The organism is Acinetobacter sp. NBRC 110496 (assembly GCF_000876115.1).
GTDB lineage: Bacteria > Pseudomonadota > Gammaproteobacteria > Pseudomonadales > Moraxellaceae > Acinetobacter.
The window spans coordinates 1-21,311 of the sequence record NZ_BBTF01000021.1; the positions used below are offsets into that span (position 1 = coordinate 1).

At 40.8% G+C, this 21,311-nt stretch carries 19 protein-coding genes; 8 read left to right on the forward strand and 11 right to left on the reverse strand.

Going from position 1 to position 21,311, the window contains the following annotated elements; translation table 11 throughout:
* Nucleotides 1–235: 235 nt before the first annotated feature.
* Nucleotides 236–1,867, reverse strand: a complete 1,632-nt coding sequence (locus Aba26S_RS11580; protein WP_043972073.1) for an inorganic phosphate transporter — start codon at nt 1,865–1,867, stop codon at nt 236–238.
* Nucleotides 1,868–2,305: 438 nt separating this feature from the next.
* Here Aba26S_RS11580 and metH point away from each other — a divergent pair, with 438 nt between their 5' ends.
* Together metH and Aba26S_RS21415 are read left to right on the forward strand one after the other, a co-directional pair.
* Nucleotides 2,306–5,992 carry a methionine synthase gene (gene metH / locus Aba26S_RS11585; RefSeq protein ID WP_043972076.1) on the forward strand — a complete coding sequence of 1,229 codons (3,687 nt, stop codon included), beginning with the start codon at nt 2,306–2,308 and terminating at the stop codon, nt 5,990–5,992.
* A 1,032-nt stretch (nt 5,993–7,024) separates the two neighbouring features.
* Entirely contained in the window at nt 7,025–7,492 is a 468-nt protein-coding gene (locus tag Aba26S_RS21415; protein WP_227541444.1) for a hypothetical protein, read from the forward strand.
* A gap of 82 nt (nt 7,493–7,574) precedes the next feature.
* Here Aba26S_RS21415 and Aba26S_RS11595 read toward each other — a convergent pair whose 3' ends face one another.
* The 4 genes from Aba26S_RS11595 to def all read right to left on the reverse strand — a co-directional run bounded on the left by Aba26S_RS11595 (nt 7,575) and on the right by def (nt 10,551).
* Nucleotides 7,575–7,943, reverse strand: a complete 369-nt coding sequence (locus Aba26S_RS11595) for an endonuclease domain-containing protein (protein WP_043972080.1) — start codon at nt 7,941–7,943, stop codon at nt 7,575–7,577.
* An 88-nt stretch (nt 7,944–8,031) separates the two neighbouring features.
* Nucleotides 8,032–8,502 (reverse strand): hypothetical protein, encoded by a 471-nt coding sequence (locus Aba26S_RS11600; protein ID WP_043972082.1) that lies wholly within the window; start codon nt 8,500–8,502, stop codon nt 8,032–8,034.
* A 173-nt stretch (nt 8,503–8,675) separates the two neighbouring features.
* Nucleotides 8,676–9,953 carry a glutaminase gene (locus tag Aba26S_RS11605; RefSeq protein WP_043972085.1) on the reverse strand — a complete coding sequence of 426 codons (1,278 nt, stop codon included), beginning with the start codon at nt 9,951–9,953 and terminating at the stop codon, nt 8,676–8,678.
* 115 nt (nt 9,954–10,068) lie between these two features.
* Nucleotides 10,069–10,551 carry a peptide deformylase gene (gene def, locus Aba26S_RS11610; RefSeq protein ID WP_043972088.1) on the reverse strand — a complete coding sequence of 161 codons (483 nt, stop codon included), beginning with the start codon at nt 10,549–10,551 and terminating at the stop codon, nt 10,069–10,071.
* A 133-nt stretch (nt 10,552–10,684) separates the two neighbouring features.
* Here def and Aba26S_RS11615 point away from each other — a divergent pair, with 133 nt between their 5' ends.
* A complete protein-coding gene (locus tag Aba26S_RS11615; protein ID WP_043972090.1) occupies nt 10,685–10,888 on the forward strand; it encodes a hypothetical protein in 204 nt (67 codons plus the stop codon).
* Between the two features lie 45 nt (nt 10,889–10,933).
* Here the strand turns inward: Aba26S_RS11615 and Aba26S_RS11620 are convergent, their stop codons facing one another.
* Both Aba26S_RS11620 and Aba26S_RS11625 read right to left on the reverse strand, forming a co-directional pair.
* On the reverse strand, nt 10,934–11,425 hold the full coding sequence (locus tag Aba26S_RS11620) for a DUF2505 family protein (RefSeq protein WP_043972093.1): 492 nt from the start codon (nt 11,423–11,425) through the stop codon (nt 10,934–10,936).
* A gap of 107 nt (nt 11,426–11,532) precedes the next feature.
* The gene (locus Aba26S_RS11625; RefSeq protein WP_005242828.1) at nt 11,533–11,823 is read right to left on the reverse strand and encodes a hypothetical protein; all 291 of its coding nucleotides are present in this window, start codon (nt 11,821–11,823) and stop codon (nt 11,533–11,535) included.
* 248 nt (nt 11,824–12,071) lie between these two features.
* On the opposite strand from Aba26S_RS11625, the gene Aba26S_RS11630 reads away from it, so the two are divergent.
* The 3 genes from Aba26S_RS11630 (at nt 12,072) to Aba26S_RS11640 (ending at nt 14,528) form a co-directional block, all read left to right on the forward strand.
* Nucleotides 12,072–12,512, forward strand: coding sequence for a universal stress protein (locus Aba26S_RS11630; RefSeq protein WP_005242829.1), 441 nt, complete (start codon nt 12,072–12,074; stop codon nt 12,510–12,512).
* A gap of 257 nt (nt 12,513–12,769) precedes the next feature.
* On the forward strand, nt 12,770–14,011 hold the full coding sequence (locus Aba26S_RS11635; RefSeq protein WP_043972097.1) for a transporter: 1,242 nt from the start codon (nt 12,770–12,772) through the stop codon (nt 14,009–14,011).
* A gap of 154 nt (nt 14,012–14,165) precedes the next feature.
* Nucleotides 14,166–14,528, forward strand: a complete 363-nt coding sequence (locus tag Aba26S_RS11640; protein WP_005242833.1) for a hypothetical protein — start codon at nt 14,166–14,168, stop codon at nt 14,526–14,528.
* Nucleotides 14,529–14,581: 53 nt separating this feature from the next.
* Here the strand turns inward: Aba26S_RS11640 and Aba26S_RS11645 are convergent, their stop codons facing one another.
* On the reverse strand, nt 14,582–15,745 hold the full coding sequence (locus Aba26S_RS11645; RefSeq protein ID WP_043972101.1) for an alanine racemase: 1,164 nt from the start codon (nt 15,743–15,745) through the stop codon (nt 14,582–14,584).
* Here Aba26S_RS11645 and Aba26S_RS11650 point away from each other — a divergent pair.
* Entirely contained in the window at nt 15,744–15,881 is a 138-nt protein-coding gene (locus tag Aba26S_RS11650) for a hypothetical protein (protein WP_155522863.1), read from the forward strand. The genes Aba26S_RS11645 and Aba26S_RS11650 overlap by 2 nt on opposite strands.
* 109 nt (nt 15,882–15,990) lie before the next feature.
* Here Aba26S_RS11650 and Aba26S_RS11655 read toward each other — a convergent pair whose 3' ends face one another.
* Both Aba26S_RS11655 and Aba26S_RS11660 read right to left on the reverse strand, forming a co-directional pair.
* Entirely contained in the window at nt 15,991–17,277 is a 1,287-nt protein-coding gene (locus tag Aba26S_RS11655; RefSeq protein WP_043972104.1) for a D-arabinono-1,4-lactone oxidase, read from the reverse strand.
* Nucleotides 17,274–19,022, reverse strand: coding sequence for a neutral/alkaline non-lysosomal ceramidase N-terminal domain-containing protein (locus tag Aba26S_RS11660; RefSeq protein WP_043972106.1), 1,749 nt, complete (start codon nt 19,020–19,022; stop codon nt 17,274–17,276). Before Aba26S_RS11660 ends, Aba26S_RS11655 begins: the two co-directional genes overlap by 4 nt.
* A 62-nt stretch (nt 19,023–19,084) precedes the next feature.
* On the opposite strand from Aba26S_RS11660, the gene Aba26S_RS11665 reads away from it, so the two are divergent.
* The gene (locus tag Aba26S_RS11665; RefSeq protein ID WP_043972109.1) at nt 19,085–20,185 is read left to right on the forward strand and encodes an AraC family transcriptional regulator; all 1,101 of its coding nucleotides are present in this window, start codon (nt 19,085–19,087) and stop codon (nt 20,183–20,185) included.
* A gap of 275 nt (nt 20,186–20,460) precedes the next feature.
* Here Aba26S_RS11665 and tauD read toward each other — a convergent pair whose 3' ends face one another.
* Nucleotides 20,461–21,306 (reverse strand): taurine dioxygenase, encoded by an 846-nt coding sequence (gene tauD / locus Aba26S_RS11670; RefSeq protein ID WP_005242848.1) that lies wholly within the window; start codon nt 21,304–21,306, stop codon nt 20,461–20,463.
* Nucleotides 21,307–21,311: the final 5 nt, after the last annotated feature.

The following is a 21,311-nucleotide window of genomic DNA, read 5'->3' on the forward strand; positions in this document are numbered from 1 at the left end:
TCAGCTATTCAGCTATTCAGCTATTCAGCTATTCAGCTATTCAGCTATTCAGCTATTCAGCTATTCAGCTATTCAGCTATTCAGCTATTCAGGACAGCATACGCTTACCTATTTCGAAAGACCAACTGATATCCAAAACCAGCCAATCTTAAAGAAACCCCGATAACAGGCATAAAAAAAGCTTTGCCGAAGCAAAGCTTTTACATTCCGTCTTAAACGCAACAATTTATTTGCATTATGAAACGAACTGCAAGAATAACCAGTATAAGCCGCCCGATAAAGCAATCGTCGCTGGCAAAGTAAAGATCCATGCTGAAAGAATGGTTTTCACCGTTGCGAAATTCAAGCCTGATTTATTCGCAACCATAGTACCCGCAACCGCACTGTTTAATACATGTGTCGTTGATACAGGCATACCTAAGCCATCTGCTGCTGCAATGGTACTCATCGCGACAAGCTCAGCCGACATCCCCTGACCGTAAGTCATGTGGTTCTTACCAATACGCTCGCCAACAGTCACCACAATACGCTTCCAACCGACCATGGTACCAAGACCCAATGCCAATGCAACTGCGACTTTCACCCAGTTCGGAATGTATTGAAGGAATGAATCCAAGCTACTACGGTATTCTTTAACTACTTTCGCTTGGTCTTTATCCATTTCAGGTAAAGCTTCTGCTTTATCTAAACGCTTGAAGGTCGTGGTACTTAAATACATGTCGTTACGGATTTCACTGACAGCGGCTTCAGGAATCGCCTTAAGATCGCCATAACCAGCAACACGGTTACCCAAGTGTGCAGTCATGCTTGCAAGTGCAGGTACAACTTCATCTGTTTGTTCTTTGGTTTGGATATATTTGGTTAATACATCACGTGCCTTTTCATCCGTCAGCTCATTTTGATTAACATTCAACACGGTTGCTGTCTGTGCAGAAAGCTGTTCAAAAGACTGTAATTGCTGGGCATCTAAATTTTTATTTAACGAATAAGCCAATGGCACCAAACCGATCAAGATCAACATGATCAGGCCCATACCTTTTTGACCATCGTTTGAACCATGGGCAAAACTTACACCCGTACAGGTGAAAATCAGGATAGCACGAATGAGTGGTGGTGGTGGCTTATTGCCTTCAGGCGGCTGAAACAGCTCCATTTGGCGTTTAAAGACTTTCTTCACCAATAAGAATAAGATGGCTGCAAATGCAAAACCAATCAATGGAGAGAATAATAGCGCCTTACCAACTTTAATCACCTGATCCATATCAATACCACTGCTGGTCGCACCAACTGAAGCATTCAAGAAATGGTTCATGATACCCACACCTAAAATCGAACCGATTAAAGTGTGTGAACTTGATGCAGGAATTCCTAAGAACCACGTACCCAGATTCCAGAGAATTGCTGCGATTAACAATGCAAAAACCATCGCGAAGCCAGCGCCGCTGCCGACATTCATGATCATTTCTACAGGAAGTAATGCAATAATACCGTACGCAACTGCGCCACTCGCTACCATAACTCCAAGGAAGTTACAGAAACCAGCCCACATCACTGCTGCTGGAGCAGGTAATGCATTGGTATAAATAACCGTCGCTACAGCGTTTGCCGTATCGTGAAAACCATTTACAAATTCAAAGCCTAAAGCAATGAAAAGTGCCGTCGATAAAAGAATAACTGAATATAAACTTAAAGGCGGTACATGTGCCAAATCAGCGCTGAGCTGAAAACCGATATAAATCAGTGTTGCAACAATAACTGTTAAGAACACCGGCATAAAAAATTTCGGTGTTGGTACATGTACATTCGTCGATTTTGCCTGAGAGCTGGCAAGCGGTGAATCCGAAACAGGAGGAAGATTAGAATTCATGTAGACGGTTAGGGGATAATAAAATCCCCTGTATTGTTTAATTAAATTATGACAATTATATGACAAAGGACTGTCACATAAAGCCAAAATTTCATGTTTTCCTCACATTTTTTTGTATTTTCTTACAATAAATACGCCCTGTATTTTATTTTAGTTAATAAAAAACAATACATTATAAAAACAAAAACACCATAAGAACTGTTTGTCTGATTTTGCAACAAATGCTACGAAATATGACATCGAATTGTCACATTTCGAACAACCTGTTTTCTTTTTAAGCATTATCCAATTCAATTATGACAACTTCGTGAAGCTTTTATGACATTTTATGAATGAACTAATGGAATCATCTTGCTGACTGCTGAAAATACGCGCTTTGGCGTAGCTTCTGTTACAATGCCCCTGCTTTTTATCTTCATCAGCTCCTGGGGTTCCTGAATGTCCACGCTTACCACCCTACAATCACTTCTTGCCCAACGTATCCTGATTATTGATGGCGCAATGGGAACCATGATTCAACGCCATAAATTAGAAGAAGAAGATTATCGTGGTGAACGTTTTGCAGATTGGGCATCAGACCTAAAAGGCAATAACGACTTATTGGTATTAACCCAGCCAAAAATTATTCAAGGCATCCACGAAGCCTACTTGGATGCAGGTGCGGACATTATTGAAACCAACAGCTTTAACGGCACCCGTGTTTCAATGTCGGATTATCACATGGAAGATCTTGTTCCAGAGATCAACCGTGAAGCGGCACGTTTAGCGCGTGCAGCATGTGACAAATACTCGACCCCAGAAAAACCACGTTTTGTGGCAGGTGTACTCGGCCCGACCTCACGTACCTGTTCAATCTCGCCGAATGTCAATGATCCGGCTTTCCGTAATATTACTTTTGATGAACTCAAAGAAAACTATATTGAAGCTGCCCATGCCCTGATTGAAGGCGGTGCTGACATTCTGTTGATCGAAACTGTATTTGATACTTTGAACTGTAAGGCTGCAATCTTTGCGGTGAAAGAGGTATTCAAGCAAATTGGTCATGAACTGCCATTGATGATTTCAGGCACCATTACCGATGCATCTGGCCGTACCTTAACAGGTCAAACCGCAGAAGCCTTCTGGAACTCGGTACGTCATGGCGATTTACTCTCGATTGGTTTTAACTGTGCCTTGGGTGCAGATGCCATGCGTCCACATGTGAAAACGATTTCTGATGTTGCAGATACCTTCATTTCTGCCCATCCTAATGCGGGTTTACCGAATGCCTTCGGTGAATATGATGAAACGCCTGAACAAACGGCAGCATTCATTAAAGAATTTGCTGAAAGTGGTTTGATCAATATCACGGGCGGTTGCTGTGGTACCACACCTGACCATATCCGTGCCATTTACAATGCAGTCAAAGACATTCAGCCACGTCAAGTGCCTGAAACTGTTCCTGCATGCCGTTTAAGTGGTTTAGAGCCATTTAACATTGATGAAAATTCACTATTCGTGAATGTGGGTGAACGTACCAACGTAACGGGTTCAAAAAAATTCCTACGTTTAATCCGTGAAGAGAACTTTGCCGAAGCTTTAGAAGTGGCTCAGCAACAGGTTGAAGCTGGTGCACAGATCATCGACATCAACATGGATGAAGGGATGCTCGATTCGCAAAATGCGATGGTGCATTTCCTCAACCTCGTCGCATCTGAACCAGATATCTCTCGTGTGCCGATCATGATTGACTCATCGAAATGGGAAATCATTGAAGCAGGCTTAAAGTGTGTACAAGGTAAACCGGTCGTCAACTCAATTTCCTTAAAAGAAGGTTATGACGAGTTTGTCGAAAAAGCACGTTTATGTCGTCAATACGGTGCTGCGATTATTGTCATGGCCTTTGATGAAACTGGTCAGGCTGATACCGCTGCACGTAAGCGTGAAATCTGTAAACGTTCTTATGATGTTTTGGTCAATGATGTTGGCTTCCCTGCTGAAGATATTATTTTTGACCCGAACGTGTTTGCCGTGGCAACAGGGATTGAAGAACATAACAACTATGGCGTCGACTTTATTGAAGCCACAGGTTGGATCAAACAAAACTTGCCGCATGCCATGATCTCAGGCGGTGTCTCTAACGTATCGTTCTCTTTCCGTGGTAATGAGCCGGTGCGTGAAGCGATTCACTCGGTATTCCTTTACCATGCCATCAAGCAAGGCATGACCATGGGCATCGTGAACGCTGGTCAAATGGCGATTTATGACGATATTCCAAAAGAACTGAAAGATGCGGTTGAAGATGTTGTTCTAAACCAGAACCAAGGTGAATCGGGTCAAAACGCGACAGAAAAACTGCTTGAAGTGGCTGAAAAATACCGTGGTCATAGTGGCGCACAACGTGAAGCTGAAAACCTTGAATGGCGCAATGAATCGGTTGAAAAACGTCTTGAATATGCCTTAGTCAAAGGTATTACCACGTATATCGATGAAGATACCGAAGAAGCTCGTTTAAAAGCTAAACGTCCACTCGATGTGATTGAAGGTGCATTGATGGATGGCATGAACGTGGTTGGTGACTTGTTTGGTTCAGGTAAAATGTTCCTACCACAAGTGGTGAAATCTGCACGTGTAATGAAACAAGCCGTGGCATGGCTGAACCCGTACATCGAAGCTGAAAAAACAGGAAGCCAGTCTAAAGGTAAAGTGTTGATGGCAACTGTAAAAGGTGACGTACACGATATTGGTAAAAATATCGTGGGCGTGGTCTTGGGTTGTAATGGTTATGACATCGTTGACCTTGGCGTGATGGTCCCTGCGGAAAAAATCCTGCAAACTGCGATTGATGAGAAATGCGACATCATCGGTTTGTCTGGTTTAATCACCCCATCTTTGGATGAAATGGTGTTTGTTGCCAAAGAAATGCAACGTAAAGGCTTTGACATTCCACTGTTGATTGGTGGTGCAACCACATCGAAAGCACATACCGCAGTCAAGATTGATCCGCAGTATCAAAATGATGCGGTGATTTATGTGGCTGATGCTTCGCGTGCAGTGGGTGTAGCAACGACCCTATTATCAAAAGAAATGCGTGGCAATTTTATTGCAGAGCACCGTGCTGAATATGCCAAGATCCGTGAGCGTTTAGCTAACAAGCAACCGAAAGCAGCCAAACTCAGCTATGCTGAATCGATTGAAAATGGCTTTAAAGTGGATGACAACTATATCCCACCAATTCCAAATACTTTGGGCACGCAAGTCATTACCAACTATCCATTGGCGACATTGGTTGAGTACTTTGACTGGACACCCTTCTTTATCTCTTGGAGCTTGGCAGGTAAATTCCCGAAAATTCTGACAGATGAAGTTGTGGGTGAAGCGGCCACTGATTTGTATAACCAAGCGCAAGCGATGTTGAAAGACATTATCGAGAATAAGCGTTTCGATGCACGTGCTGTATTTGGCCTATACCCTGCACAACGTACAGGTGCGGATACAGTGAGTGTGTTTGATGAAACGGGGCAAAATGTTACGCATACTTTTGAGCATATTCGTCAGCAATCTGACAAAGTCACAGGCAAACCGAATTTATCTTTAGCAGACTTTATTAGCACTTCTAAAGACAATACCGATTATCTTGGCGGTTTCACTGTATCGATCTTTGGTGCGGAAGAACTGGCAAATGAATATAAAGCCAAAGGTGATGATTATTCAGCAATCTTGGTTCAGTCTTTGGCTGATCGTTTTGCCGAAGCTTTTGCTGAGCATTTGCATGAGCGTATCCGTAAAGAATTCTGGGGCTATAAAGCCGATGAGACTTTGGGCAATGAAGAATTGATCAAAGAAAAGTATGTGGGTATTCGTCCTGCACCAGGTTATCCTGCTTGCCCAGAACATTCAGAAAAAGCAGTGTTATTTGACTGGTTAGGTTCGGAAGCGAAGATCGGTACCAAGTTAACTGAACACTTTGCGATGATGCCGCCTTCTTCTGTCAGTGGTTTCTATTATTCGCATCCTGAAAGTGAATACTTTAACGTGGGTAAGATTTCTCAGGATCAGCTTGAGGATTATGCAAAGCGTAAAGGCTGGACACTGGATGAAGCGAAGCGTTGGTTAGCACCGAATTTAGATGATTCGATTGCTTAAGTAATTCCCCCTCTTGCGAAACGTAGTTTCTCACCTTTAGCAAAGGGGGACTTGCACGTATCTAATAAATTACGTGACAGTTCCTCCCTTTTCAAAGGGAGGTTGGGAGGGATTATAAAGTCGAGTAAATTAAACTATACTAAATCATTAAAATTAAAGTGCTTTTCAAATATGGATCAACTAAATACGAGGGAAATAGCTTCAATTGTATGGATGATAATTTGTTTCGTAGTTATCGTTTTCTACTCTTTAAAAAACCTCCATCTTAGATCATCTCTTATTGCTATCATTAAAAGTTTTTTCCATATAAAAATAATTACGTCCATTTTATTCATTACTTCATATCTAACGCCGATATTATGGCTTCTCTATCAACTTCAGATTTGGGATTTTAGCCAACTTAAAAATACATTTTTTTGGTATATAACATTTGCAATAGGTACTTTGTTTAACATAAACACTATTAAGGAGAATTCGCAAAATTTCTTTATCGGAACTATAAAATCATCAATAAACTTAAGCATATTTCTTCAGTTTATTATTAATTTTCATACCTTTAATCTACTTATAGAACTAATAATTATTTTCCCAATTATTACTATTTTAACGGTATTCAGTACAGTTGCTCAACACAATCCTGAACATCTTAAAGTTAAAAAACTTTGTGACTCCATACTAATAATTATTTTTTTCATATTTTTTACCCATTTTTTAATTCAAATTTTTAGAGATCTCTCAAAGTTTGCAAATTATCAAACATTACAAGATTTTTTAACACCGATCTTTTTAACAATACTATATTTACCTTTCCTTTGGTTTTTTCTCTTATATATAAAATATGAGGAAATATTCGTATGACTTCATTTTTTTATTAATAATAAAAAACTAATCTCTCTTACCAAATTTTTAGTCATTATTAATTTTCGAACTCAAAAAGATTTAATCGATGAATGGTTTCATCACATCAAAATACATAAGATTGGAAATTATCAACAGCTTATAAAGTCATTTTCCCTCATAAAACAAAGAAATATGAAAAGAAAAAATTTAATTGAAATTCCATTAAAAAAGGGTTGGAGTGCACACAAGGCTGAAAATTATCTGACTGATTTTAATATAAAAATTAAGTATACCGATATTGGTGATGATATTTGGTTTGGATCAAAAATCCTCAAATTAGATAATGATTTCAATCCATCTACTTTAACCTACTATATTCAGGGCAATGAAGATGTTGTAGATCAATTGAAAATTAAACTATTTCTATATGAACTTGATCTTCTTCCACAGTACCTAAGTATCTACACTGAAGCTATAAACTGCTTACTTTGGAATGCTCTTAATGTTGGTTTAAACCAAGATCAGATTGATAATGTTTATAGCTTGGAAAACTTTTTAGACACTTTACATGATAAACAAATTGAATTTCAGTATGAAACATTTACTCACTCTCTCCCACACACATGCGAATTATCATTTTGTATAAAAAATCCCTCCTAACCTCCCTTTAAAAAGGAGGGAGCGGCGCGAATCCACGACATAGATCCAATTCACAGCAAAGCTTCCCTCTTATAAAGCAGGATTAGAAGGTTCCTAACCTTTGCCGAACCACATAAAAAATCTGCTCTACCACAGCATCTATCTCAGTCAAAATCTGATGATTACTAAATCTTAACGTGATCAGTCCTAATTCACTTAAAGCATGATCACGATTTTGATCAGCCTCTAACCCCAATTTGGTGTAATGCTGCCCACCATCACATTCAATGACCAAATTCACTGCTGGACTATAGAAATCCACAATGAAATTTAGAAGAGGTTTTTGTCGATAAAACTGTAATCCTAAAATCTGTTTACGTCTGATCCTTTGCCATAGCAGTTGCTCAGCATCTGTCATATTGCTTCTTAAATTTCGAGATACTTGCTTTAGATTTTTATTATAAGGCTTCATCTAATTAATTCAGCGTTAGAGTAAAATTAAGAAATAAAAGACAGCTAAATCTTTAACTTATCAATCCTATATACTTAATCTTCCAAAATTAACAATTATCAAAGAACAACTTATATTTTAGAAGTTTTCCATTTTTAAAAACAAATTCTATTGAATCATTTCCACTTTCAGCCAGCCCACTATAAACAGCATTCTTATTTTCAGCGTCCATCCACAATTCATATTTTTTAAATTGTTGCATAAAACTCTTTTGATCTATCCCACTACCAATCTTTTGTCCATGAAACACTAGTGCATTGTTCTGACTAAAATAAACCTCTTTAATGACACCTGTATCTAAAAGTTTAAAGCTGCCATAATCATATTCATCTGGGAAATAGCCACCGTTACATTCATCAGGTTTTCCTTTAACAACACTTTTCGGTTTACCCAATGAACGTATAGGCACCTCCCAATTATTGTACGTTTTACCCTGAATCACAGGTTGAACAAATGGAGCTGCAAACAGTGGCTGTGAAACCAGACCCATCAATGCTAAACCCAATATTTTATTTTTCATTTTAGATATTCTGCAAAAACTAATCGGCTCAGTATAAATAAAATTTGAAGTAAATACGCCCCACAAGTGACAATTCAACCAACGATATTATTCAATACGATGTTTAAACCTCACATCGGAAAAACATCGCACTAATTTAGAACCTATATCATTTCAATATAGGCTCTCTACTCCTACAGCTCCTTATGCTTCTCAATCAAATCCTCAAGATTCTGATAAACATGCAACACCCGATCTTTATGCGTTCGCGCGTTATCCAGACGCTGTTCAGGATCAACCAACAATAAAGTGTGACCATCATCAATCAAGCGATCAATGCCTTCTAAAAACATTCGTTTTCCGACCTCATGAATCAGTGAAATCTGAGTTAAATCAATCACAATAGAACTTTTATCGACAGGCTCACATTGCAAGGTCCGTAACAACATTTCCGCTTCAGTAAATTTCAATACACCGCGAAGCACATACACACTCAAAGATGCATCTTTTCCAGTTCGATAATGACTCTGCACAATCGTTTGTGCGGAAGGTGTGCCTTCCATCAAATGCAAGCCCATATCACGAGAGAGCCGTTCCAAGATATCAATGCCGCGTATACTATTACCGTGCTCATCGAGTCGAGGAGAAAAAGCCGCAATACTCACCTGACCCGGCAACACCCCCAAGATTCCACCAGCAACACCACTTTTGGCAGGAATCCCCACCGTCGTGAGCCAATCCCCCGCTGCATCATACATACCGCAACTCATCATCACACTCAGGACTTGGCGTACTACAGCACGATTCAATAAGCGTTTTCCAGTTTTAGGATCTACTCCGCCATTGGCAAAAACACTGCCCATCCGTACCAGATCTTTAACTGTCACCAAGATCGCGCATTGGCGAATATAGCCATTCACAATTTCTTCAGGATCGGACTCTAAAATTCCTACGGTTCGCAACATATAACCGATCGAGAGATTGCGGTAAGCCGTTTTCACCTCAGATTCATATACTGCATCATCAAATTGCAGCTCACGTCCTGCCAGCTCACTCATAAATCGACGTAAAATTTCTGCGCCTGATAACTCATCTTTGACTGGAATCAATGAATGTGTAGTGATTGCACCCGAATTAATCATCGGATTTTTGGGACGGCGGTCTTTGCCCAATGAAATTTCATTAAAAGCTTCACCTGAAGGTTCAACCCCTACTTTCTCTAATACCGCGTCTATACCAAGCTGTTGTAGCACATAGGCATACGTAAATGGTTTGGACATCGACTGAATGGTAAATTCAATCTCATCATCCCCAACGGAATAAATTTCACCATCAACTGTAGATAAAGCCAGTGCCAAACGATCAGGATTGGCGTTGGCCAACTCAGGAATATAATCGGCGAGATTTCCTCTATTATCTGTATCGCAGGCCTCAATCACATGTGCCAAATAATCAGGAAGAGGAGTTTTCATGGTCATCTAACCTTTAAATAATTCAAGTTTTAATTTAGATGAAAGTTATAATACAGATCACTGATCATATAAAAATTATAGCTTTTGTAATGATTTTATGAGCTTACAAAAACAACTAACTCAAACGCTCAACAAATAAAATACCATCCAAATGATCCACCTCATGCTGAACAATACGCGCAGGAAAACCCTCAAAAGTGGTTTCAATCACTTCACCCTGTAAGGTGTAATAACGTACTTTGACCGCTTGTGCCCGTTCTACCAGCCCACGTTCATCTGGCACACTGAGACAGCCTTCCTCACCCAAACAAGACTCTTGTGAAAACGCCAGAATCTCAGGATTGACCATCACCACCGCATCCATTTCAGGCGCATCGGGATAGCGCGGATTGGGACGCGATGCCACAATAATTAATCGTTTAGAAATATAAACTTGTGGTGCCGCAATCCCGACACCATTCCGCTCCAGCATGGTCGCATGCATGGCAGAAGCCAATTGCAATAACCATTCACTGTTAAATTCCCCGCTCGCGACCGTTGCCGCTTTAATTTTTAGAACTTCTTCACCACGTTGTGCTACAGGTAGAATTACACTCATCCCACGCCCTTATAATTGTTTTGACCAAATAGTGAATAATATCGTATTGGATATTTTATCGGGTTACCATAATTTTCATTTAAGAATCTTGTCATAATATATGCGCGATAAAAATAACCGATGGCAAACCACAATGAATGCAACCCAACTCTTTCTTGGTGTGATCTTTAGCTCAATTGGCTTAGGCTATTTTATGTATGGCAAAAAGCAGAAAATGACCGTGCCCTTGGTCTGTGGTTTAGTTCTGATGCTCTTTACCTACTTCATCGATAGCAACACCGTGGTTGGTATCATTGGTGTGATTCTTTCAATTATTCCCTATTTCTTGCGTTTCTAAAAACAAAAAAACTCTCCGCTTGGAGAGTTTTCTGTTGATGGAAAATTAAAGATGCTGCTTTAACTCATCAGCAACAATCTCGATTTCAAGCGTGCTGAATCTACGGATTTCGCCTTCAGCATGCTTTTCCAACATCCCGCCAATCAAGGGAACTTTGACTTTGACAGTCCACGTTAAAGAGATATGCACTTTATCACTATCCCCAGTCACGCTACGCTCGCCTTTTGCTTCCAGAGGCAGATTTGCACCAAGCTCAACCGTAGAAGTTAAATTTTTTAAATGGGTAATGTCTGCACGTTTTAGACGAAATGCATTTTTTAATAATTTTTTGGCGACCTCTGGAATATTCACATCCAGATTATATTCACGGCGTAGCGTATAAATATCGCCCTTGATATTCGATTCAATAATGTCCAAGTTTTCACCCGGAATACGTTTGCATACCGCTTCATGCAATGAAGTATCTGCCACCAGTCTTGAAAAATCTTCAATTGAAACACCATGAATTGTTTCATTCACCGTAAATTGATGTGCCATTTTTAAATGTCCATTTTGTTTTATTAGGATTTCATGATTGCGCAAAAGTATAGCACTCGGACTTAGATCTCAAAATCTGGGGGCTCAAAAATAGATGACTGTTCGGATTAGTTATTTTGATTGTAATGATGTCGTATACCTAATTTAACCGTCACCCGCTGCAAGCGACTGATATATAGATAATGGTCGCCATATTCAATTACCGCATAAAATTGTTCAGCGCCATCATCCAAACCTGTTGCTGACCATGTCGTTCCTTGCGGGAACTCATCTAACCATGCGGCTTTATAAAAGTCTGAAACGGACTCAAAGTCTAGATAAAAGGATGGATTTGCCATAATTTTGGCCGCCATCTGATCAAATTTTTGTTGCTTAAATGCGTCTAAACTAAGTAACACGAACCTTCCTTCTCGTTTCAAATCAAGCTTAAATTTTATTGTTCAATCTAAAGTTAATCTTAAGCAAAATTACAAAAATACAGTGATTTTCTGATCGCTCTATTTTGCGCGGGAATACGCTGTTTTTCTAGATTATTTTCAGTTTTATCATACATTTTTTGCTACTGCTGATTTGCTCACGCGGACTCAATATGTTATCAACATATTATGCTTTATTATTTTTTATAACCATAAAGGAGCAATATAAAATGTCATATCAGAATATATTAGTCCCTGTTGACGATTCTCCAATTTCTTATGCAGCGGTTGAACATGCACTGTCTTTAGCAAAATTATCAGGGGCAAAAGTCACGATCTTGAGTGTCGTTGTCGTTGATCCTTTTGTGGGTGTGGATTTCTATCAGTTTGCGCCTGCGGTAACAGATTATTTTATGCAAGCCGAAGCGCATGCCAAAACCCAGCTACAAGATATTTCCCAATCCTTTATCCGTGACGGTATTGAAGTTAATACCAAGATTCATCATGGTTCAGCCAGTGAAGGGATTATTTTTGTGGCCGATGAAGTCGGTGCAGATTTGATTGTGATGGGGTCTCATGGCCGTACAGGAGTAAAACGTTTACTGCTCGGTAGCGTAGCACGTGCCGTTTTAACCGAATCACATATTCCTGTGCTGATCGTTAAGCAATAAGCGCCTGCTTTAACTGAAAAAACCCTGTGTCTCGATACGGGGTTTTTTATTGCCTGAAATCTCCCAACCAGACCGATTAGCCCCCCATATTGATCATTTACAACCCTATGCCATGATCTAAAAAGATGCTTCACTTGTAGCTGGATATTCATTTTAAAATCAAAATAGTGTGTGGAATCAGCTCGCTATCATTCAAAAATGACTGTTCATCAAGAACACTTTTAATAATAAGACATAATATTGCAAGGATGATCAATATGAAACTCAATCCAATGGTGATTGCCCTCTGTGGGATGTGTATCACAACATTAAACCACGCTGCAGCACTGGATCAATCAGCACAATCCATTCTCCCTTTTCTGGAAAATGGCAATTATGTCGAGGTCAATGCCACTGCAGTAGATCCAAGTATTTCGGGGAAAATTCGTAATCGCCCAGAACTGGTCAATGATCCTCAGAATCTTAACTCAGGCAATATGGGCAATAGTTTTCAATATTATAGTGCCGCACTCAAATTACAGCTAACAAATCAAATCAGCTTTGGCCTGCTTTACGATCAACCGTTTGGTGCTAATATTACTTATCCTATGCAATCGAATAATACCTTTTCGGATAATGAGTTTACCCAACAAGGGACATCGGTCAATGTCGATACCGAAAGCATCAGCATGATTTTAGGTGTGAATCCTTTTCGCAATTTTCAACTCTATGGCGGTGCCGTCTATCAATCTGTCAAAGGTGATGTAGCTCTGCGTGGTAATTCATACGGCGAAGCCTTTAATGGCTATGATGCCAAATTTAAAGCCAATCATGCGGTCGGTTGGTTGGCAGGTCTAGGTTATCAAATTCCAGAGATTGCCTTAAAAGCAGCGGTGACCTATCGTTCTAAAATCGACCATGATATGCAAGCAACTGAAACCATGTTGGGTCAACCTTTGGAAGTCACCACAGTAAGTAAAACCAGAATTTCCACTCCACAATCCGTCAATATTGATTTTCAAACAGGCATATATAAAGACACGCTACTCTATACCAATCTACGTTGGGTCAACTGGAAAGATTTTCACATTCGCCCCACTCAATTTGGCGCAGTGACTGAATACCTAACAGGCTTGATCAGCGAAGGAACCTATACAGGCGGTTTTGATCTGGACAGCTACCAAAAAGATCAATGGACGGTAAATGTCGGACTTGGGCATCAGTTTACTGAAAAATGGAGTGCATCGACGGAAGTCAGTTGGGACTCAGGTACAGGCGACCCTGCATCGACCTTAAATCCAACCAAAGGCTCTTGGGGGCTTGGCTTAGGTGTTCAGTTCAACCCTGCTCAGAACTACTTTATTGCGGCTGGAGTTAAATACTTCTGGTTAGGCGATGTCGTTGCCGAAGATGGTACTTATTACATCCCAGTGCCTGGCATTAAACCGATTGCAGAACAGGCCGATTTTAACAATAACAGCGCCATCGCTTATGGTCTAAAAATTGGCTATCATTTTTAGCAAATCATTTCAATCAGCTATTCAGCCACGTAGGAACATGATCCGCTTCAAATCCTGTTCCTACTTCATGATTTCCTATGCTTGAGGAAAACAGTTAGATTAGAATCTCGGCAATATTATTCTGATAATGAACCTAATCACGAGCAAAAATCCAATGCAAAAAATGTCCTTTGTCTTTTTTATATTTAGCTTACTTTTTCCTTTCACTACTTTTGCCAATTCAACTGAACCGCAAGAAAGTATGGATATTTTTATGGGCACCTTAACCATAAAGGATAAAAAAGCCACTTTGACGCGATGTGATAGTGTAGAAAATGAATATGTGCTAAAAGATGCAGATTGGTCTAAGGAAAAGGCGGTATCAAGTTTTATCTCCAAAGCCTCAAAACTCAAACAGCCGATTTATGCAGAAGTGATTGCAGCCTATAAAAGCGAAAAAGATACCAATGTTTTACTGGTCGATTCCATTGAAAATCTGACTGAAGCGAAAAGCTGTCATTTGGCAGATTTCTTTTAAGGCTCAAAATCGTTAACAAACTTTTAGGTCGGCTATTGGCAATCGCAATGCCGTTACTCACTAAACGTTTGCCATGTCTCAAAAGCATGTGTGCGATACAGCTTTAACTTGGAAAACTGAGGAATAATTGCTTCACTTTGTGTCGGTCTTAAAAACACAAAATCATCGACTTGAATATCACAATCCTTCGGTACATTGACCAACTCCTGATTACTGCTACGACCATACAATGCATGGGTATGCGCTTGGTCAGGATAGACATAATCAGCCAGCCAATAGCCACCATAAATAAACAGCGCCTTACACTTATGTGGCAATTTATCCAACAATGACATCGATGGCAGTTGAGTAAATGGCAAGATTTTTAATACCGGTGCAGCAATCCATAAGGCGGGTTGCAAGGCCCTTAAAAAATCACTGTCAAAATCACTCGGTTTGAGCAGCATTGAACCAAAAGACAAATCATTGCAGACACTTTCAGTCGTATGAAAACTAAAGGTTGGACTGCCTCCGCCATTAAAGCAAAGCTCATGCTTCCACAGCGTTGGGAACTGCTCTTTAATTAGCTTTTGGTAATCGGCATAGGTCTGCTGCGAGCTTTGATAGGCCAATTCAGGCTTTTTAATAATGGCTGGGATCTTGCTGACATGCGCATCATAGCCCATCAAACCAGAAAGTTTTAAATACTGCGGATACTGTTGAATTAACTTTAATATTTCGACCATTTGCGCTGTCGACTGCACGCCACCACGATGTAAACCGACATCAATCTCAATATTTACATCCAAGCATAGCGAATAGAGCTGAGCAATCTCTAGGTATTGCTGTAAACGTTGCTTGCTATCAATCAGCCACTGGATATTGGCATTTGACCATTCTGGATGCTGTTCAAAGAAGTGACGTACGGCTTGAGCGGGCATCGGCTTACCCAACAAGATATCGGCTTCAGCAAAATTTTCTAAGATTAAAACGATATGTGGTTGATGAAACACCATAAAGCGCTGGGTGTTGATTCGGGCAGATAACAACTTGAGTAAATCCAGACTGGCTAATGACTTCACCACCAAGCGCGCTTTTAAATGCGGTGCATGAGACAATCGTACTTGCACATGCTGGATATTCTGTTTTAAAGCCGCTTCATCGATGATCAGTTGCGGAGTGGCAATCCCCTGTTTTTTTAGATCGAGATTGAGTTGTTTAAAATAATGATCCAACATGGCGATACCTTTTTTATTTAATCGTGATCCTAAAAAACCATCTTATACGAGGGAATGTCATCTACAACCTGAGCAAGCCAAAGCGACCAAAGCTTTGGCAAAACGCAAGAGTTTAAATACATCTTGCGAAGCTTGAAATGCTTCTCAGGACGAAACCAAAGTAAATCTAGCCGAAAGCTTCACCCTTAATTGGATGGGAATTCGATATGATTCCGTTAAGTACTTTCAACTCATAAAAATTCGATTTAACCTAAAAACAGCTTTTCCAGATAGGGGTTTAAAAATTTGGCTTCTGGGTCAAGCTGCTGACGCAAAGCCATAAAATCATCCCACTTTGGATATAAAGCCCGAAGCTGTGTCTTGTTCATTTGATGCATTTTACCCCAATGCGGACGCCCCTTATATTTTTGCAAGATTGGCTCGACCACATCAAAAATCAAACGCGGGTCTTGCTTATGATATTGATGCACCGAGATCGAAATGGAATCCTGCTGATAAAAAGGACTGAGCCAAATATCATCGCCTTTGACAAAGCGAAATTCGAGCGGAAAAAAGGTCGCAACTTTATACGTTCTTAAGGCATGCAACACTTCATCCAGACAGGCAATTCCACGATCAACAGGGATCTGATACTCCATTTCATTGAACTTGGTATTGCGCGGTGTTGGAAATATCTTGCTCGACCAATCGACATAAGTGGTTGGTTTGACAAAGATCCCTAATAGCTTCTGTAAATAAGGATTCAGCGAAGGAAAGTTTTTGGTTAATTCGGAACAAAAGGTTAGTAAGGCATCATCCGATGGGAAATTTTCCTTACGAGGCAAAACCGCTTCATCGGTCTCATCCAAGGTTTTCAACATCAACTGCTTTTCATGGGAAAACACAAAGCACTCAATATGTCGATGCTGATGTTTCCATTGCTGAATGTGTTGCATCATGTCCTCTACAGGACAAAGTTGAATATGTTCTTTGAGTTTATAGCGTGGGCGATTTTGCATGGTGATCTGGGTCAAGATGCCTAAACTACCTAAAGAAACTCGCCCTGCGGCAAAAACTTCAGGATGTTCTGTGCGACTGCATTTCAGGATTTCACCCGATGCCGTCAATAACTCAAATGCCTCAACATAGGCCGAAATACAATGTAAATCTGCGCCTGTGCCATGTGTGCCTGTAGAGACCGCACCCGCCAGACTTTGCTGATCAATATCGCCCTGATTCATTAAAGCCTGATTGATCGATTGTTGTTGTAAATGTTGGTCTAGGTCATATAAACGTGTGCCTGCATAAATGCTGCTTTGGCAGCGTTCGAAATCGGTAGAGGCTATTCCGGCAATATGATCCAAAGACAATAAGGTTGCATCAGTACAGACCAACGGCGTAAAGGAATGCCCTGCACCCACTACCCGTATTTTTTGCTGCGTCTGAACAATAGCCTGTAGTTCTTGAATATTGGCAGGTTGCAAAATCTGTTGTGGCTTGGCTTTTTGAAAGCCAGACCAGTTCGACCAAATGCCTTGTGTTAAATCCCTCATACTGCCTCTCCTTGGCTGACGGCAGTTTTTAAATTGCCATGATTAGTGCGTTTTGCGAGTTCCTGCACTGGAATGTGCGGTGGTCGTGTCATTTCATCGTAATGACGTTTATCTTTTTCTAATAATAACTGTTCTGCTAAGCCTTGGAACTTGCTCTGACAGGCTGCCAATGTCCATTGACCAAATAAGGTATGTCCACCTTCATACGCCTGCGCTTGGTATTCTTCATAGGTGGTGACATAACCCATATAATCATTGCAGTACGATGCCAACCAAACGCTTTCAATTGAAGCCTGTGCTGCAAGCATCTGTTTAACTGTATCAACTACACGCTGCCCTGCGATAGTCGTAAATTCTCCTGGGCAGCAAATCAAAGCCAATTGACCTAATCGCACAATTTGTAAGGGAACCACACTTGGGACTAAAGGACTGTGCTGAATCGCCCCTGCTTTCACTTGTCGATTCATTTCGGCAATCAGCGGATCAAGCATACTCGGCGGAAAACCAATCGGTTGACCTAAAATCTTTTTGGCACCTGCTTCCAGTAAAATCTGTTTCGGCCCTTGAGATGCATACAGCTGTTGATAGTCTGCAAAGTCTGCTGCTTTGGGATGCTTGATTTTTTGTTTGCGAAATTGATCGGCTAAAAATTGCATCCCCATGATTAAGGGTTTGGGTGCACCTAAACCATCCACAGGTGTGCCTGCAAAAAATGCAGTACCATGACAAGGTTGGCTGGTCTTTGCATGCTTTTGCCCCGCTGCAAATGCATCGGGAATCTCAATATTACTCAGATCAACATAGGACAAAACAGCATCGATCCTGCCTTCGACTTTTTCTAAATTTTTAGCAATATTCCCTTGCAAGGTACTTAAAGCCAGTTCACTTTGATAACGCCCATTTTGTTGCGCGTATTGATACTCCTGCTCACCCTTAATTCGATTGCGAATCTTGAGCTGATCTTTGCCATGAAAATGTGGCGATACATCCCCTGCGGTTGCTTGAGCAAAAATCGTGACTGGATTTTGAATTCCTTGCTCAGTTAAAGCCTGCTCAGAAAATGCAGCCGCATAACCTTTATTATCGCCATCATAGGCGTTTAAAGAATTTCCCAAACAGGTTGCATGTACCCCAAAGAAAGAAATAAAGGACTGCAATTTTTGTTTACGATAAAAACCAAGCAATTGCATTTCACGGTTTAAGGCTAAATGCGTTTCAGCCTCAGTGCGCGGCTGAACCTCTGGGTTAAGATTATAAGCTTTGATTGAGCGGTTCCATGCCACAGCAGTATGTTCTGAAAAATGTTGCGTCCCCAAGAAAATCTCGGTGTCTTGTTCAGACCCGATTGCATTTTGAATACTCAGTACAATCGCCTCGACAATTGCACTGAGATGTTCAGGCACAAAACCAGGTGTCGGTAGATTATATAAGGCTTCATAACCACAGCCACCAGGCCCAGAGTGGGTATGGGTCGCCATTAACACCAATTGATTATCATCAAATTGTGAACCTAAGATCTGCGTGAGCTGCGCTATCGTTTGGCTGCGCATGGCATGGGTAATACAACCTAAATCAAGACAACAAAGTAGCAGTCGATGACCGGATGGATCGACGATGCTCACACTACGGGCATATAAAGCCGTACGCTGTTCATAAGCACGATGCGACCATTGCCCATAACCAAACATGGCATAACCTTTCGGTGTAATTTTGATTTGCTGCTTGTCCCAACCCACCTGATACATCACGACTTCCTTTCAATTCTTTTTCTAACTGTGTTAAAGCATGTTGAAAGTTAATCAAAATTATGCGATACCCAACAGGGTTAAAGACACTTTTCTGTGGGGGGCAAAACGGACTTATGCCTATACGTAGCAGCGATAAAAATGATCAACAGCAATTTATTCCACCCACCATTCTGGCGAGCCTGATCCATTATGCAGAGCAGCAACAGTGGGATTATGCTGCATGGTTTGAGAATTCAGGTTTAGACACTGCACAAATACAGCAAACCCAAGGTGTGGTTCGTTTCCCTCAACTATGTGATGTGATACGTCAGGCTATTGCAACCTACCAACAACCCGACCTTGGTTTAAAACTTGGCAGTAGTGAAGGTTTGATTTCAATGGGGATTTTGGGCTTTGCCATGCAATCGTGTAAAACGGTTGCAGATGCTTTAGACATTGCGCTGCGCTACCATCGGATTTCTGGCAGTGTCTTGAATATCGACTTTTCTATCCACGCTGATCTTTGTGAATTGGAAGTCACCGAACCTTATCCCTGCAATGAACTGAAAGCCTTTTTCTATGATGAATTATTCAGCAGCATCATCACCTGTTTAAACGCCATGTTGGGCGATCATGATGATGTGATCAGTCTTGAGCTCAGCTATTTTCCCAACGAATACCAAGCACAATATAACGATTTTTTTGGCTGCCCAGTCGAATTTAACTGTGATAAAAATATCATGCGTTTTAGTAGCCGCCTGTTACAACGCAGCTTAAAAAATTATAGCCCTGCCAACTACGCAACTGCTATCCAAATCTGTGAACAGTCCTTAAAAGAAATCGACCAGCTCAATCAAGTCGGCTATGTACATTTACTCGATCATTTGATTGAACAGCACTTACCTGAACGCTTTGAGATGCAGCACGCTGCTGAACATTTACGGATCAGCGAACGCCATTTAAGACGGCAATTATTAGCAGAGGGCTTGAGTTTTCAACAAATTCGGCAAAATGTGTTAGAACGCAAAGCCAAGCAATTACTGGAACAAAACCTGTCGATGAGTGAAATTAGCCTGCAATTGGGTTTTAGCGAATTACGTGAATTTCGACGTGCCTTTAAACGCTGGACGGGACAAGCGCCTTCGGTTTATAAACAAGAGAGCATTTTACTGAATACCTAAGAATAAAACGGTCTAGAAATTTCCAAGCGCAAATGCAGATAAAACCAAACCGTAAATGCTTTTTCTTGTAATTTTAAATTCTCGCAAATATTCACTAGCGCGCTCGGCGGCATGGATGCCGCCAGTTTGGCTGTGATACAAGGAAGTATCATCAGCCAAACAAAGGATTTTTGTTACTTTTCATCCCTGAAAAGTAAGAGAGAAAACGGATGCTTATCCAAAATAAGATGAGATCTCTGTAAGATTCCACCGAAGCAAAAAATTAAAACTAAATTTTAACTCGCTGCTTGATAAAACGGCACATCACCGTTGATCGTGGCACGATGCATAATTCGATGTGCATCACCATAATCAAATAAAGCCTTATGCTGCGTACAACGATTATCCCAAATCGCGACATCGCCTGCCTGCCACTGCCAACGCAAATGGAACCGTTCATTGGTGGCATGCGCAAATAAATATTGCAACAATTCAGCACTTTCAGCCTCATCCAGCTCATTAATACGTGTAGTAAATCCTTCACTCACAAACAAGATGGGCTGGCCTGTTACAGGATGTGTTCTGACCACAGGATGAACAACGGGTGGATTACGCTTAAAGGTTTCTTCCAGTTTTTGACGCTCAACATCATTATGCGCAAAACGTTCAATCGGGAAAGACTGACGAATGTCATGTGTTGCGGTTAAGCCTTTTAACTTCTGCTGCAAGTCTTTATTCAAAGCAGCAAATGCCGCCGCGCCACTTGACCAGAGTGTATCACCGCCTACAGGTGGAATCTTGATGGCTTGTAATACACAGCCCAATGGTGGCTTTTGGCTGAAAGTGACATCGGTATGCCAAAGTTCATTATCACGTAAGTCTTGTTTCCAACTGTCCAATACAATGATTTCAGGCACATCCACGATAGATGGATAGATCGGATGAATATGCAAAGAACCAAAACTACGTGCCAACTCAGCTTGCGCCTGAGGTGCGAGCTGCTGATTGCGGAAGAAAATTACATGATGGTCTAGCAAGGCCTGTTGAATTTGTTGTGTAGTATTTTCATCAGCCGTGTTTAAGTCAACATCGTGAATAATGGCACCGATTGTTGGTTTAATAACTTCAATATTTAAGGTCATCTTTT

What these genes read in the sequence shown, in the direction of transcription:
- Aba26S_RS11580 (WP_043972073.1), bottom strand. Translation starts at nt 1,867, where the DNA reads ATGAATTCTAATCTTCCTCCTGTTTCGGATTCACCGCTTGCCAGCTCT.
- metH (WP_043972076.1), top strand. Translation starts at nt 2,306, where the DNA reads ATGTCCACGCTTACCACCCTACAATCACTTCTTGCCCAACGTATCCTG.
- Aba26S_RS21415 (WP_227541444.1), top strand. Translation starts at nt 7,025, where the DNA reads ATGAAAAGAAAAAATTTAATTGAAATTCCATTAAAAAAGGGTTGGAGT.
- Aba26S_RS11595 (WP_043972080.1), bottom strand. Translation starts at nt 7,943, where the DNA reads ATGAAGCCTTATAATAAAAATCTAAAGCAAGTATCTCGAAATTTAAGA.
- Aba26S_RS11600 (WP_043972082.1), bottom strand. Translation starts at nt 8,502, where the DNA reads ATGAAAAATAAAATATTGGGTTTAGCATTGATGGGTCTGGTTTCACAG.
- Aba26S_RS11605 (WP_043972085.1), bottom strand. Translation starts at nt 9,953, where the DNA reads ATGAAAACTCCTCTTCCTGATTATTTGGCACATGTGATTGAGGCCTGC.
- def (WP_043972088.1), bottom strand. Translation starts at nt 10,551, where the DNA reads ATGAGTGTAATTCTACCTGTAGCACAACGTGGTGAAGAAGTTCTAAAA.
- Aba26S_RS11615 (WP_043972090.1), top strand. Translation starts at nt 10,685, where the DNA reads ATGAATGCAACCCAACTCTTTCTTGGTGTGATCTTTAGCTCAATTGGC.
- Aba26S_RS11620 (WP_043972093.1), bottom strand. Translation starts at nt 11,425, where the DNA reads ATGGCACATCAATTTACGGTGAATGAAACAATTCATGGTGTTTCAATT.
- Aba26S_RS11630 (WP_005242829.1), top strand. Translation starts at nt 12,072, where the DNA reads ATGTCATATCAGAATATATTAGTCCCTGTTGACGATTCTCCAATTTCT.
- Aba26S_RS11635 (WP_043972097.1), top strand. Translation starts at nt 12,770, where the DNA reads ATGAAACTCAATCCAATGGTGATTGCCCTCTGTGGGATGTGTATCACA.
- Aba26S_RS11640 (WP_005242833.1), top strand. Translation starts at nt 14,166, where the DNA reads ATGCAAAAAATGTCCTTTGTCTTTTTTATATTTAGCTTACTTTTTCCT.
- Aba26S_RS11650 (WP_155522863.1), top strand. Translation starts at nt 15,744, where the DNA reads ATGGCGATACCTTTTTTATTTAATCGTGATCCTAAAAAACCATCTTAT.
- Aba26S_RS11645 (WP_043972101.1), bottom strand. Translation starts at nt 15,745, where the DNA reads ATGTTGGATCATTATTTTAAACAACTCAATCTCGATCTAAAAAAACAG.
- Aba26S_RS11655 (WP_043972104.1), bottom strand. Translation starts at nt 17,277, where the DNA reads ATGAGGGATTTAACACAAGGCATTTGGTCGAACTGGTCTGGCTTTCAA.
- Aba26S_RS11660 (WP_043972106.1), bottom strand. Translation starts at nt 19,022, where the DNA reads ATGTATCAGGTGGGTTGGGACAAGCAGCAAATCAAAATTACACCGAAA.
- Aba26S_RS11665 (WP_043972109.1), top strand. Translation starts at nt 19,085, where the DNA reads ATGCGATACCCAACAGGGTTAAAGACACTTTTCTGTGGGGGGCAAAAC.
- tauD (WP_005242848.1), bottom strand. Translation starts at nt 21,306, where the DNA reads ATGACCTTAAATATTGAAGTTATTAAACCAACAATCGGTGCCATTATT.